Raw genomic sequence first — 13,624 nt, forward strand, 5'->3', positions numbered from 1 at the left:
CAAGAATTGAATGGTGTGGAATGCGATGTGTCGCGCTAGCGTTGCCCGGCTGGCAGTACCCGCCACTGGAAGTCGTAGCTCCATTGGTCGAAGTACAGGTTGCCGCCTGCCCACTCGGCCTCGCCGCGCTGCGAGTCGACCGTTTCCGAGCGGAAGTGCTGCTTGGCCGGCACGAAGCGCTGGCCGAAATCGTCGTTGAAGGCGATGCGGTAGCCATCGAGGCCACCCAGGTAGAAATCGCGCAGGGCCGGCACGTCGCTGGCCAGCGCGCCTGTGGTCACGTCCATTGGCAGCCAGCCATACGGCGCCAGGTAGACCTGCCCCCAGTCATGCAGGTTGTTGTAGCCGCTGCCATCGTCGGAGAACACCATGCCCGACTGCCAGCGCGCGGGAATGCCGTTCATGCGCAGCAGCGCGATCAGCAACAGGGTCTGCTGGCCGCAGTCGGCATGTCCGGCACGCAGCGCGTAATCGCTGATGTTGCTGAGCGTGGAGTATTCGCGCGCACCGGCCCATGGAATGCGATCCACAGCAGCAAACAGCTTGCGCACCACTTCATACGGGCGGGTTTCCCCCTGCAGCACCTGGTCGGAGAACAGCTTCAGTGCCGGCGTGAATCGCACGTGCGACGGCTGCTCGGCCAGGTAGGGTTTCAGCGCCGGATCGGCCGGTGTCGGCTGCACCTTGGCCGGATCGATCGCGGTATGCCGGGCCAGGATCGTGACCGCGTAGCGGACCTCGAAGCGCGTCGGCTGCCCCGCCACCGCCTTGGCTTCCAGATAGGCGGTGCGCTGCAGGGTGCTGGCTGGTGCCACGCGCGCCCTGCCGGGGGTGCTGCCCAGCCACTGCACGCGTTCCTGTTGGCCAGGAATTTCGCGCGGATATGGAATCCAGGCACGAACCGTTTCCCCCGCCGGTACCGCATCGGCCTTGACCGTGAGCGACTGGGTGAATTCAATGCGCTGCGGCAGTACCGACGCTCGGCCACTTTGTTCCGCTGCGGCAAGCACGCGCGCGTGGTGCGCGTTGAGCACCTCGTTCGGGCCCGGCGGCGACATCGGTGCATCCGCGCGGCGGCGTGCGCGTGCCTCATCGCTGAGCAGGAACAGGTTCGACGGTGCGCGCTTGAAATACCAACGCGTGCCATCGATGTCGAGATGCTCAATCAGGCCGAGCTGATCCCAGCGCGCGAATTCCTCGTCGGTCAGGTCGGGAATCCAGCGGCGCACGGCAGACTTGGCGGCGGTTTCGTCGAGGGAAAAATCCAGGCGGATGCGGCGCATGCGTTCTTCCTGGAACGCGATGTCGTCGAAACTGACGCCAGGCTCCGCCGCGTCGGCGGCCGACCAGGTGTTCAGTTCGCTGTGAGCTTCAAAGAACCGTCCCGCGTCGATCATCTGCACGACGCGCGCGAACTGGATGGCCGAGGGGGGCGGCTCCGCTCCCGCCGACCACGCGCACAGCAGCAGCGCAGCACTCAGGCCGGCAGCAGCAGGCAGACGCAGTTTGCGAACGGCAGGATCCACAGCGACACTTCCCAAGCGCGGGTGGTAACGGCTGTGTAACACGGGCCGGGAGACCGGTCAATAATTTATTCTTGCTTTCGACGTCGAAAGGAATAAATATTCCAACAGGCATTCGAGGAGGGTGTGCAGCGCATGATCCTGGCTTCCCGCGAACCGCGCCGGCACTGGCCGCGCCGGTTGACCCTGGCCCTGTGCCTGCTGGCCGCACCGGCCTTCGCACTCGCTTCCCCGACGCCTGATCCCGGCGCGCCGCTGCCCTATGTGATCGGCCTGCACGAGGCCTACCTCACCCCCCAGTACTGGGCCGCGCGCCTGGACAACGCCGATGTGCCGATCCTGGACCGCAGCCAGATCGAGGCACAGAACGCACGGATGCGGTCACAGGACAGCCACATCCAGGACATCGCCGCACTGCCCGCGCAGCTTGATGCGGCGGCGGTGCGCGCCAGCATCACCTCGCTGTCGAGCTGGCCCACCCGCACTCTGTACAACGACAAGGGCCAGGCCATTGCGCCGGCACTGCGCAGCGCGATCGAAGCCAATCTGGGCCTGCAGTCCATTCCCGCACAGACGACACCGCAATACGGGCTGGTGGTGAAGCGCGCTGCACTGCGTACTTTCCCCACCCGCGAGCGCGTCTTCAGCAGCGTCGGTGACACCGACATCGATCGCTTCCAGGAATCGGCGCTGTTCCCCGGCGACAAGGTCGCGGTGGTCCATCGCAGTGCCGACGGCCGCTGGTTGTTCGTGCACAGCGAGCGCTACAGCGCATGGATCGAGGCCGATGCCACCGCCAGCGGCGACAAGGCCACGGTGCTCGGCTACGGCGCGAAGGGACCGTACCGGATCGTCACCGGCGCCACCGCACAGACCGCCTACACCCCGGAAGAACCGCGCGTCTCGCGCCTGCAGCTGGACATGGGCGTGCGCCTGCCGGTGCTGGCCGACTGGCCGGCGTCAGAGCCGGTGAACGGCCAGCAGGCGCACGCCGCGTGGGTGGTTCAGCTGCCGGTACGCGAGGCCGATGGCCGGTTGAAACTGGTACCGGCGCTGCTGCCGCGCTCGCAGGACACCGCCGCCGACTACCTGCCGCTGACCCCGCGCCTGCTGCTGCAGCAGGCATTCAAGTTCCTCGGCGAGCGCTACGGTTGGGGCCACGACTACGACACCCGCGACTGCAGCGGTTTCGTTTCCGAGATCTACCGCAGCTTCGGCGTGCTGCTGCCACGCAATACCAGTGCTCAGGCGATCAGTCCGGCGCTGGACCGCGTACCGTTCACCGGCAAGGACGGCAAGGCCGTGCGCGACCGCGCCGTCACCGATCTGCAGGTGGGCGATCTGGTCTACATCCCCGGGCACGTGATGATGGCCATCGGCCACGTCGACGGCCGCACCTGGGTGATCCACGATACGGCGGGCGGCAGCTGGTTCGGTGCTGACGGCAAGCGTGTGCAGGCCCATCTCAATGGTGTTTCGGTCACCCCGCTGGAGCCGATGATGGCCAGCGACAGCGTCCGCTACATCGACCGCATCACCAACATCCAACGCCTGCGTGCCAAGACCCCCTGAATGAAGATCACTGCCATCGAACTGGGCATGCTGCGCGTGCCGCTGAAAACACCGTTCAAGACCGCCCTGCGCACGGTGGAAACCGTGGAAGACGTAGTGGTGCTGATCCGCACCGACTCCGGCCACACCGGCTACGGCGAAGCGCCGGCCACCGCGGTGATCACCGGTGATACCCACGGCTCGATCATCGAAGCGATCCGACACTTCATCGCGCCGCGCCTGATCGGCCAAGACGTGGCCAACCTCAATCGCCTATGCGGTCTGGTGCAGACCGCGATGGAGCGCAACACCAGCGCCAAGGCGGCGGTGGAGATCGCGCTGTACGACCTGTGGGCACAGCTGCATGGCGCGCCGCTGTACCAGATGCTGGGCGGCGGCGACCCGGTGATCACCACTGACATCACCATCAGCGTGGACTACATCGACAAGATGGTGGCCGATTCGCTGTCGGCGATCGAACGCGGCTTCGAGTCGCTGAAGATCAAGGTCGGCAAGGACATCGGCCTGGACATCGAACGGGTCAAGGCGATCCACGCTGCTGTGGAAGGCCGCGCCCTGCTGCGGCTGGATGCCAACCAGGGCTGGACCGCCAAGCAGGCGGTGCATGCCATGCGCACGCTGGAGGAAGCGGGCGTGGTGCTCGAGCTGCTGGAGCAGCCGGTGAAGGCCGCCGACATCAGTGGCCTGAAGTACGTGACCGACCGCGTCAACACGCCGGTGATGGCCGACGAAAGCGTGTTCAGCCCGAGCCAGGTGATGGACCTGATCCAGCAGCGCGCAGCCGACATCATCAACATCAAGCTGATGAAGACCGGCGGCCTGTCCAACGCGATCCGCATCGCCGACATCGCCGGTATCTACGGTGTGCCCTGCATGATCGGCTGCATGATCGAGTCCAGCATCAGCGTGGCCGCGGCGGTGCACCTGGCGGTGGCCAAGAGCGATGTGATCACCAAGGTCGACCTCGACGGCCCCTCGCTGGGCCAGTTCGACCCGGTCAGTGGCGGCGTGCACTTCAACGAATCGGAGATCAGCATCAGCGACGTACCGGGGCTGGGCATCACTGAAGTGCGTGGGCTGGAGATGCTGGGTTGAACCGCGCAGTCGAGCATGGCTCGACTCTACAAGGGCCGTGCGTATCTGATGCTTGGTCGGGCGTTACTTTTCTTTTCGCGAAAAGAAAAGTAACCAAAAGAAACGCTCCGCCAGCCGCGAGCCGACGTGCTGCGCACGTCGGTGCCCTGCGCTCCTCGGCCCGCCGAGGGACGGCGCGGAACTCGCTGCGCTCAGACACCCGCGCCTCTTCGCCCTCGCCGGACCTGCGGTGCTCGGCTCGCTACAAGGCGGACTCAACGTCCAAAGCAACAGCTGCACCCAGTAAATCCACGCCACGCGTGGATGCACCTGCTCTTGCTTCTGCCCTGCCCCGTAACCCCTTCGCGGCTGGCACGCGCGCGATGTGTCCGAGGTCGGGCGGGTGGGGTTTGCAGGGGTGTCCGCCGCATGGATGCGGCGGCCAAGCTTACAGGGACGTACTTGCAGCGTCCCCCGCGCAGCCCACCCGCCCGGCCAAGCGCGGCTTTTGCTTTCAGCGACCAACCCAGACCCCGCCACGAGGGGCTCCGCCGTTGGCCGGACACCCCGCGACAAACCCGCGCACGTGCGCAATGCCCACGAACGGCGGACAATGGAGATCTCAGGCGGCCCGCCGCGCCGCCCCTCCCGCTTTCCGCTGCAAGGAACTCCCCCATGGCCGCCCGCAAGTCCTCCGCCCCCCTCATCGAAGTCACCGCCCGCCCCGGCCAGCCGCTGGGCATGGCGCCGGCCACCTTCCTGCGCGACTTCTGGCAGAAACGCCCGCTGCTGATCCGCAACGCCTTCCCCAACTTCCAGACCCCGGTGCAGCCGGAAGACCTGGCCGGGCTGGCCTGCGAGGAAGGCGTGCTGGCACGCCTGATCGAGCACGACAAGACCCAGGACGGCTGGCGCGTGCGCACCGGTCCATTCCAGGAAGACGTGTTCCCCGCCCTGCCCGACCACGACTGGACCCTGCTGGTGCAGGACGTGGACAAGTGGGACCCGGACGTGCGCGCCCTGATCGAGCACTTCAGCTTCCTGCCGCGCTGGCGCATGGATGACGTGATGATCAGCTTCGCCGCCACCGGCGGCTCGGTCGGCGCCCATGTCGACCAGTACGACGTGTTCCTGCTGCAGGCCCATGGCCATCGCCGCTGGCAGATCGACGCCAGCGAATCGATCAAGGGCAAGCAGCCGCCGCTGGGCTTCCGCCCGGACGTGGAACTGAAACTGCTGAAGGTGTTCAAGCCGACCCACGACTGGGTGCTGGCGCCGGGCGACATGCTGTACCTGCCGCCGAACGTGCCGCACCACGGCGTCGCCGAAGATCCCTGCCTGACATTCTCGTTCGGCATGCGCGCGCCGTCTTCGGCCGAGCTGATCAGCGACTACCTGGACACCCTGATCGCCGATGCCGACGAGAACATCCGCTACCAGGATGCCGACCTGAAGGTGCCGGCCGACCCGAACGAAATCGACACAGTGGCGATGGCGCGGGTGATCACCGCGCTCAACGCCATCCGCATGAACGACCCGGACAAGCTGGGCGACTGGTTCGGCCGCTTCATCACCACCTACCGCGCGGCCGGCGAAGTGATGGCCCACCAGGCCGCACCGGCACAGAAAGAAGTGGTCCAGGCCCTGGCATCGGGCCTGCTGCTGCAGCGCCACCCGTGGGCCCGGCTGGCCTGGCGCCGGGCCAAGCGTGGCGCCAGCCTGTATGTCAGCGGCCAGGACTTCGCGCTGCCGGTGAAGGACGCGCAGCGCCTGGCTGGCACCGAACAGCTGGACGCCGCCGCTTATCGCGGCCTGTCCGACAAGGGCCGTGCCGTGGTCCAGCAGCTGCTGGTCGGCGGGGTGTTCCAGCTGATCGACCCGAATGAGGTATACGAGGCCGAAGACGAGGACGAGGACGACGGCGAGGATGCCGTGGTGCTCGGCGAGGTCGTCGAAGGCCGCGACCGCGTGGATGCGATCGACGCCGATGCGGTGTCCGACGATGTCCACTCCGTGACCGTGCACGACGACGGCATCGAGGTCATCGTCAACTTCGAGGACGACGAGGAAGACGACAGCGCCGGCCGGGCCTGAGCCATCGCCATGATCCGGGTCCAGCAGGTCAGCCACGCCGATGCCCACGTTGCCATCCACGAGGTGCGCCAACGCGTGTTCGTGCAGGAACAGGGCATCGCCGCCGAGCTGGAACGCGATGCGCTGGACCCGGTCAGTGCCCATGTGCTGGCGCTGGACAGTGACAACCAGCCGGTCGGCACGGGCCGGCTGGCCCCGGATGGCCGCATCGGCCGCATGGCGGTGCTGGCCAGCCATCGCAGCCGCGGGGTCGGCGAGGCCCTGCTGGAAGCACTGGTGGAGGCCGGGCGCCGGCTCGGCCTGGCCGAGCTGCATCTGCATGCCCAGCTGCCCGCCCGTGACTTCTATGCCCGCCAGGGCTTTCTGCCCGAAGGCGAGGTGTTCGAGGAGGCCGGCATCGGCCACCAGCAGATGCGCCGCCGGCTGGGCGCGGCCAGCGCCATCGACAGCCGCGCCGAGGCAGTAGCCATCACCACGGCCATCATCCACCGCGCCCGTCGCCAGCTGTGGCTGCACAGCCGCCAGCTGGACCCCGGGCTGCTCGATGCGCCCCCGATACAGGCCGCCCTGCGCCGCTTCGTCACCGCCCGCCACGACAAGCAGCTGCGGGTGATCGTGCACGACGCCGCCGCGATCGCCTCTGCCGGGGCGCCGCTGCGGGCGCTGGCCCAGCGCCTGCCCAGCGTGATCCAGTTCCGCGAGGTCACCGACCCGGTCGACCGTGCGCTGGCCTCGGCCTGTCTGCTCAACGATGCGGGCGACTTCTACTTTCGTCTGATCGGCCATCGCCTCGACGGCGAAGCCGGCATCGCGCTGCCGGCACGTTCGCAGCCGTTCGAGCAGCAATTGCAGCGCGTCTGGGACCGTTCGCGTGATTGCAGCGAACTGCGCGCGCTCGGCATCTGAGCGGAGCGGGCTGACTCAACCTGTCTGGAACCGGCACCGGGGGACGCGCGATACCTCTGGTGGTGCCCCTTCGTGTCCGGTTGGGGGTACAATTTGGCTGTTTGAACGCGCCCGCGCAGGGCTATTCATCTTCCTGCCGGGTCCTTCTGAAGCCATACCCCACAAAGCGAATCAACACCCTCCATCGTGGACAATCAACTGAAGCAGTTTGCGCAATCTTCGCAACTCGCCGGCGGCAACGCCTCCTATGTCGAGGACCTGTACGAGCAGTACCTGGTCTCCCCGGATAGTGTCGATCCCAAATGGAAAACCTACTTCGACGGCTTCAAGGGCCGTGAAGCAGGTGACATTCCGCACTCGGCCGTCATCTCCCACATTGCGGACGCGGCCAAGGATGCGCTGAAGGCCGGTACCGGCAACGGTGCAGGCGACGAGCGCGAGCGCAATGTCGGTCGTCTGATCACTGCCTACCGTTCGCGCGGCCACCTGGACGCCCGCCTCGATCCGCTGGGCCTGGCCGCACCGGTCAACACCCCGGACCTGGGCCTGCCGTTCCACAGCCTGTCCGATGGCGACCTCAACAGCGAGTTCAGCACCGGCGGCGTCGGTGGCCAGCCGCGCATGAAGCTGCGCGACCTGCTGGCACGCCTGAAGGCGACCTACACCGGCTCGATCGGTGCGGAGTTCATGCACATCTCCGAGGTCGAGCAGCGCCAGTGGATCTACAAGAAGCTGGAACTGGCCGGTGGCAACTACCAGCTGGACGCTGATACCCAGCGCCGCACCCTGGAGCGCCTGACCGCGGCTGAAGGCCTGGAGCGCTACCTGCACACCAAGTACGTCGGCCAGAAGCGCTTCTCGCTGGAAGGCGGCGACTCGCTGATCCCGATGATGGACACCATCATCCGCAGCGCCGGCAAGGATGGCGTCAAGGACGTGGTGATCGGCATGGCCCACCGCGGCCGCCTGAACGTGCTGGTCAACACCCTGGGCAAGAACCCGCGCAAGCTGTTCGACGAATTCGAAGGCAAGTTCGAGCACGACGAGCACGCCTCGGCCGGTGACGTGAAGTACCACATGGGCTTCTCCGCCGACGTCGCCACCGATGGCGGCCCGGTGCACCTGGCGCTGGCCTTCAACCCGTCGCACCTGGAAATCGCCGACCCGGTCGTGGCCGGTTCCGTGCGTTCGCGCCAGGAGCGCCGCAAGGACACCGCGCGCAAGCAGGTCATGCCCATCCTGATCCACGGCGACGCGGCCTTCTCCGGCCAGGGCGTGGTCATGGAACTGTTCCAGATGTCGCAGGCCCGCGGCTTCGCCGTCGGCGGCACCGTGCACATCGTGGTCAACAACCAGGTCGGCTTCACCACCTCCAACCCGCTGGATACGCGTTCCACGCGCTATGCCACCGACGTGGCGAAGATGATCGCCGCCCCGGTGCTGCACGTGAACGGCGATGATCCGGAAGCCGTTGTGTTCGCCGCGCAGCTGGCCTTCGAGTTCCGCCAGAAGTTCGCCAAGGACGTGGTCATCGACCTGATGTGCTACCGCCGCTGGGGCCACAACGAGGCCGACGAACCGGCGATCACCCAGCCGCTGATGTACCAGGTGATCCGCAAGCACGCCACCACCCGCGAGATGTACGCCGAGCAGCTGGAAAAGGCGGGCGTGATCGCCGCCGGTGCCGGCAAGGCGATGGTCGATGCTTACCGCGAGAAGCTGGATGCCGGTGAAGTGACCACCGAGCTGGCCAAGGTCGAGAAGACCCCGCCGACCAGCCCGCTGTTCGTCGATTGGCCGAAGCTGCTGGAAGGCAAGCTGTCCGACCCGATCTCGACCAAGGTCGAGAAGAACAAGCTGGTCGAACTGGCCAAGCTGATCAACACCATTCCGGACGAAGTGCAGCTGCACTCGCGCGTGGCCAAGGTCTACGACGACCGCCGCAAGATGGCCGCTGGCGAGATCCCGGGCGACTGGGGCTTTGCCGAGAACCTGGCGTACGCCACCCTGCTCGACGAAGGCAGTGCCCTGCGCCTGGTCGGCCAGGACGTGGGTCGCGGTACGTTCACGCACCGCCACGCGATCCTGCACGACCAGAAGACCGACAACTACTACATGCCGCTGCGGCAGCTGGTGGATTCGCCGGAGAAGGCCACCGTCATCGATTCGCTGCTGAGCGAAGAAGCGGTGATGGCCTACGAGTACGGCTTCTCCACCACCGATCCGAACACGCTGTGCATCTGGGAAGGCCAGTTCGGCGACTTCGCCAACGGTGCCCAGGTCGTCATCGACCAGTTCATCGCCGCCGGTGAAGCCAAGTGGGGCCGCATCTCCGGCCTGACCCTGCTGCTGCCGCATGGTTATGAAGGGCAAGGTCCGGAACACAGCTCGGCGCGCCTGGAGCGCTTCCTGCAGCTGTGCGCACTGGAGAACATGCTGGTGGTGGTGCCGTCGACCCCGGCGCAGGCCTTCCACATGCTGCGTCGCCAGCAGCACCTGACCACCCGCAAGCCGCTGGTGGTGATGTCGCCGAAGTCGCTGCTGCGCCACAAGCTGGCCGTGTCGACCCTGGACGAACTGGCCAACGGCGAGTTCCAGCACCTGATCGGCGACGCCAATGCGGACGCCAAGAAGGTCAAGCGCGTGGTGCTGTGCTCGGGCAAGGTCTACTACGACCTGCTGGAAGACCAGACCAAGCGTGGCCAGGACGACGTGGCGATCATCCGCGTGGAGCAGCTGTATCCGTTCCCGCGTGCGCTGCTGGCTGCCGAACTGAAGAAGTACGGCAAGGCCACCGACGTGGTGTGGACGCAGGAAGAACCGCAGAACCAGGGTGCGTGGTACCAGATCCGCCACCACCTGCAGTTCTGCCTGGCCGATGGCCAGAACCTGCACTACGCCGGTCGCGCACGTTCGGCTTCGCCGGCTGCCGGTCACATGGCTGACCACGTCCGCGAACAGCAGCAGCTGGTCGCCGATGCACTGGTCAACCCGTTCAACGACACGTTCGCTGAATAATCCTCCCCCTATTTAGAAGACAAACCAGGAAGCTCCCGCAATGGCCACCGAAGTCAAAGCCCCGGTACTGCCCGAATCCGTCGCCGACGGCACCATCGCCACCTGGCACAAGAAGGTGGGCGACGCCGTCAAGCGCGACGAAAACCTGCTTGACCTGGAAACCGACAAGGTCGTCCTGGAAGTGCCGTCGCCGGTCGACGGCGTGCTCAAGGAAATCAAGTTCGCCGAAGGCTCGACCGTGACCTCCAGCCAGGTCGTGGCGATCATCGAGGAAGGCGCCGTCGCTGCTGCCCCGGCTCCGGCCGCTGAAGAGAAGAAGGCCGAGGCCGCTCCGGCCGCTGCCGCTCCGGCCGCCGCCGCTGCTCCGGCCCCGGCTGCCAAGTCAGCCGCCGACACCCTGCCGCCGGGCGCCCGCTTCACCGCCATCACCGAAGGCGTGAACCCGGCCGACGTCGACGGCACCGGCCGTCGCGGCGCGGTGACCAAGGAAGACATCGTCAACTTCGCCCGCAACGGCGGCGCCGGCAAGGCCGGTGGCGCACGTCCGGAAGAGCGCGTGCCGATGACCCGCATCCGCAAGCGCATCGCCGAGCGCCTGATGGAGTCGAAGAACTCGACCGCCATGCTGACCACCTTCAACGAAGTCGACCTGTCCAAGGTGTCGGCGGCGCGCAAGGAACTGCAGGACGAGTTCGTCAAGGCCCACGGCATCAAGCTGGGCTTCATGAGCTTCTTCGTGAAGGCCGCGGCCAATGCCCTGCAGCGCTTCCCGCTGGTCAACGCCTCGATCGACGGCGACGACATCATCTACCACGGCTACTCGGACATCTCGATCGCCGTGTCGACCGAGAAGGGCCTGGTCACGCCGGTCCTGCGCAACGTCGAGCGCATGTCGTTCGCCGACATCGAGAAGACCATCGCCGACTACGCCAAGAAGGCCCGTGATGGCAAGCTGAGCCTGGAAGAACTGCAGGGCGGCACCTTCACCGTGACCAACGGCGGCACCTTCGGTTCGCTGCTGTCGACCCCGATCATCAACCCGCCGCAGAGCGCCATCCTGGGCATGCATGCCATCAAGGAGCGTCCGATCGCCCAGAACGGCCAGGTCGTGATCGCGCCGATGATGTACCTGGCGCTGTCGTACGACCACCGCATCATCGACGGCAAGGACTCGGTGCAGTTCCTGGTGGACATCAAGAACCAGCTGGAAAACCCGGGCCGCATGCTGTTCGGCCTGTAAGACACCTCCCGCCCCTCCGCGCCCGCGCGGAGGGGTTCTGGTAATGCATCAAGGAATAATTCAATGGCTGAACAATTCGACGTCGTCGTCATCGGTGCCGGCCCGGCCGGTTACCACGCTGCCATCCGCGCGGCCCAGCTGGGCCTGAAGACCGCCTGCATCGACGCAGCGCTGGGCAAGGACGGCAAGCCGGCGCTGGGCGGCACCTGCCTGCGCGTGGGCTGCATCCCGTCCAAGGCGCTGCTGGATTCCTCGCGCCAGTTCTGGAACATGGGCCACATCTTTGGCGACCACGGCATCAGCTTCAAGGATGCCAAGATCGACGTCGAGGCGATGGTTGGCCGCAAGGACAAGATCGTCAAGCAGTTCACCGGCGGCATCGGCATGCTGTTCAAGGCCAACAAGGTCGCCGCCTACTACGGCTTCGGCGAACTGCAGCCGGGCAACGTGGTCAAGGTCACCCAGCATGACGGTTCCATCGTCGAGCTGAAGGGCACCAACGTCATCATCGCCGCCGGTTCGGATTCGATCGAACTGCCGTTCGCCAAGTTCGACGGCGAGACCATCGTCGACAACGTCGGCGGCCTGGACTTCACCGAAGTGCCGAACCGCCTGGCCGTGATCGGCGCCGGCGTGATCGGCCTGGAACTGGGCAGCGTGTGGAAGCGCCTGGGCGCTGAAGTCACCATCCTGGAAGCACTGCCGGAGTTCCTGGCCGTGGCCGACGCCGAAGTGGCCAAGACCGCTGCCAAGGAATTCAAGAAGCAGGGCCTGGACATCCGCCTCGGCGCCAAGGTCTCCAAGACCGAGATCACCGGCAAGGGCAAGAAGAAGGAAGTCGTTGTCACCTATACCGACAGCGAAGGCGAAAAGACCCTGACCGTGGACAAGCTGCTGGTGGCCGTTGGCCGTCGCGCCGCCACCAAGGGCCTGCTGGCCGAAGGCACCGGCGTCAAGATCAACGAGCGCGGCCAGATCGAAGTCGACGCGCACTGCCACACCGGCGTCAACGGCGTGTGGGCGGTCGGCGACTGCGTGCGCGGCCCGATGCTGGCGCACAAGGGCTTCGAGGAAGGCATCGCGGTGGCTGAGCTGATCGCCGGCCTGCCGGGCCACGTCAACTTCGACACCATCCCGTGGGTCATCTACACCGAGCCGGAACTGGCCTGGGTCGGCAAGACCGAAGCCCAGCTGAAGGCCGAAGGCATTCCGTACAAGGCTGGCAGCTTCCCGTTCGCCGCCAACGGTCGCGCCGTGGCGATGATCGAGCCGGCAGGCTTCGTGAAGATCCTGGCCCATGCCGAAACCGATCGCATCCTCGGCATGCACCTGGTCGGCGCCAACGTCTCCGAGCTGGTGCACGAAGGTGTGCTGACCATGGAGTTCAGCGGCTCGGCCGATGACCTGGCCCGCATCTGCCACGCCCACCCGTCGCTGTCGGAAGTGATCCACGACGCGGCGATGGCGGTCAGCAAGCGCGCCATCCACAAGGCGAACTGATCTGCATCCGGGTAGGTGCCGACCGTTGGTCGGCACGCGCCTGCAAACAAGGAACCCCGCCTCGGCGGGGTTTTTTGTTGGCGTTGATGATGTAGAGCCGAGCCCACGCTCGGCTATCCCGGGAAAAGCAGCCGAGCATCGGCTCGGCGCTACACCTTTCCAGCCGGCTTCTTCGGCGGATCGTCACAGATGCGGTGCTGGACCACGGTTTCACCGCCCTTCCACTCCTTCACCACCCGGCAGCGCTCCTTGGGTTTGACCGCCTTGGCCGCTGCAGCATCCGCCTCATCGGCAGCGGCGGCCTGCTGGCGTTCCAGCCATGCGGACGGCGGCACCGGTGTGGCCAGTACCGGACCCGCAAGCAGGACCAGACCCACCAGCAACACCGTCCTCATGCAGCCACCGCTCGGCCACCGAGCAGGCGCGCCGGCAGCATGAACAGCGCGCGCAGGAACGCGAACAGGGCCGAGAAGGTGATGCCGACCAGGCGGAACGGCAGGCTCAGCAGCCACACGAACGGCCAGACGATCAGGGCGAGGATCGCCAGCGGCCAGCACAGCACGAACAGCAGGCACCACACACCGAGCGCGAACAGGGTCTTCATCACGGTCTCCTTGGGGCGGCACCCTGCCGCCTGCGGACACCTTGGCGCCCCGCCCTGGCCGCCCGCAAACGGTTTGCGACGAAACCCGGGCTG

At 66.4% G+C, this 13,624-nt stretch carries 10 protein-coding genes; 7 read left to right on the plus strand and 3 right to left on the minus strand.

What is annotated here, in order from left to right; genetic code table 11:
* Positions 1-35: 35 nt before the first annotated feature.
* Positions 36-1,526 (minus strand): transglutaminase-like domain-containing protein, encoded by a 1,491-nt coding sequence (locus tag R1L06_RS04510; protein ID WP_317217027.1) that lies wholly within the window; start codon positions 1,524-1,526, stop codon positions 36-38.
* Between the two features lie 132 nt (positions 1,527-1,658).
* On the opposite strand from R1L06_RS04510, the gene R1L06_RS04515 reads away from it, so the two are divergent.
* The 7 genes from R1L06_RS04515 to lpdA all read left to right on the plus strand — a co-directional run bounded on the left by R1L06_RS04515 (position 1,659) and on the right by lpdA (position 12,927).
* Positions 1,659-3,095: a C40 family peptidase gene (locus R1L06_RS04515; RefSeq protein WP_317217028.1), complete on the plus strand. Its 1,437-nt coding sequence runs from the start codon at positions 1,659-1,661 to the stop codon at positions 3,093-3,095.
* Complete coding sequence (locus R1L06_RS04520; protein WP_317217029.1) at positions 3,096-4,190, plus strand: dipeptide epimerase; 1,095 nt, start codon at positions 3,096-3,098, stop codon at positions 4,188-4,190.
* A gap of 654 nt (positions 4,191-4,844) precedes the next feature.
* A complete protein-coding gene (locus R1L06_RS04525; RefSeq protein WP_317217030.1) occupies positions 4,845-6,263 on the plus strand; it encodes a ribosomal protein uL16 3-hydroxylase in 1,419 nt (472 codons plus the stop codon).
* 9 nt (positions 6,264-6,272) lie between these two features.
* Positions 6,273-7,169, plus strand: a complete 897-nt coding sequence (locus R1L06_RS04530) for a GNAT family N-acetyltransferase (RefSeq protein WP_317217031.1) — start codon at positions 6,273-6,275, stop codon at positions 7,167-7,169.
* A 186-nt stretch (positions 7,170-7,355) separates the two neighbouring features.
* On the plus strand, positions 7,356-10,187 hold the full coding sequence (locus R1L06_RS04535; RefSeq protein ID WP_032129626.1) for a 2-oxoglutarate dehydrogenase E1 component: 2,832 nt from the start codon (positions 7,356-7,358) through the stop codon (positions 10,185-10,187).
* A 40-nt stretch (positions 10,188-10,227) separates the two neighbouring features.
* A complete protein-coding gene (sucB, locus tag R1L06_RS04540; RefSeq protein WP_032129627.1) occupies positions 10,228-11,427 on the plus strand; it encodes a dihydrolipoyllysine-residue succinyltransferase in 1,200 nt (399 codons plus the stop codon).
* 63 nt (positions 11,428-11,490) lie between these two features.
* Positions 11,491-12,927 (plus strand): dihydrolipoyl dehydrogenase, encoded by a 1,437-nt coding sequence (gene lpdA, locus R1L06_RS04545; RefSeq protein WP_008264626.1) that lies wholly within the window; start codon positions 11,491-11,493, stop codon positions 12,925-12,927.
* A 149-nt stretch (positions 12,928-13,076) separates the two neighbouring features.
* Here lpdA and R1L06_RS04550 read toward each other — a convergent pair whose 3' ends face one another.
* Together R1L06_RS04550 and R1L06_RS04555 are read right to left on the minus strand one after the other, a co-directional pair.
* A complete protein-coding gene (locus R1L06_RS04550) occupies positions 13,077-13,322 on the minus strand; it encodes a hypothetical protein (protein ID WP_049420905.1) in 246 nt (81 codons plus the stop codon).
* On the minus strand, positions 13,319-13,531 hold the full coding sequence (locus tag R1L06_RS04555; protein ID WP_295564941.1) for a hypothetical protein: 213 nt from the start codon (positions 13,529-13,531) through the stop codon (positions 13,319-13,321). The genes R1L06_RS04550 and R1L06_RS04555 overlap by 4 nt, the downstream gene beginning before the upstream one ends.
* Positions 13,532-13,624: the final 93 nt, after the last annotated feature.

It is taken from the genome of Stenotrophomonas mexicanensis (genome assembly GCF_032911605.1).
GTDB classification, from domain to species: Bacteria; Pseudomonadota; Gammaproteobacteria; order Xanthomonadales; family Xanthomonadaceae; genus Stenotrophomonas; species Stenotrophomonas maltophilia_A.

What these genes read in the sequence shown, in the direction of transcription:
- R1L06_RS04515 (WP_317217028.1), top strand. Translation starts at nt 1,659, where the DNA reads ATGATCCTGGCTTCCCGCGAACCGCGCCGGCACTGGCCGCGCCGGTTG.
- R1L06_RS04520 (WP_317217029.1), top strand. Translation starts at nt 3,096, where the DNA reads ATGAAGATCACTGCCATCGAACTGGGCATGCTGCGCGTGCCGCTGAAA.
- R1L06_RS04525 (WP_317217030.1), top strand. Translation starts at nt 4,845, where the DNA reads ATGGCCGCCCGCAAGTCCTCCGCCCCCCTCATCGAAGTCACCGCCCGC.
- R1L06_RS04530 (WP_317217031.1), top strand. Translation starts at nt 6,273, where the DNA reads ATGATCCGGGTCCAGCAGGTCAGCCACGCCGATGCCCACGTTGCCATC.
- sucB (WP_032129627.1), top strand. Translation starts at nt 10,228, where the DNA reads ATGGCCACCGAAGTCAAAGCCCCGGTACTGCCCGAATCCGTCGCCGAC.
- lpdA (WP_008264626.1), top strand. Translation starts at nt 11,491, where the DNA reads ATGGCTGAACAATTCGACGTCGTCGTCATCGGTGCCGGCCCGGCCGGT.
- R1L06_RS04550 (WP_049420905.1), bottom strand. Translation starts at nt 13,322, where the DNA reads ATGAGGACGGTGTTGCTGGTGGGTCTGGTCCTGCTTGCGGGTCCGGTA.
- R1L06_RS04555 (WP_295564941.1), bottom strand. Translation starts at nt 13,531, where the DNA reads ATGAAGACCCTGTTCGCGCTCGGTGTGTGGTGCCTGCTGTTCGTGCTG.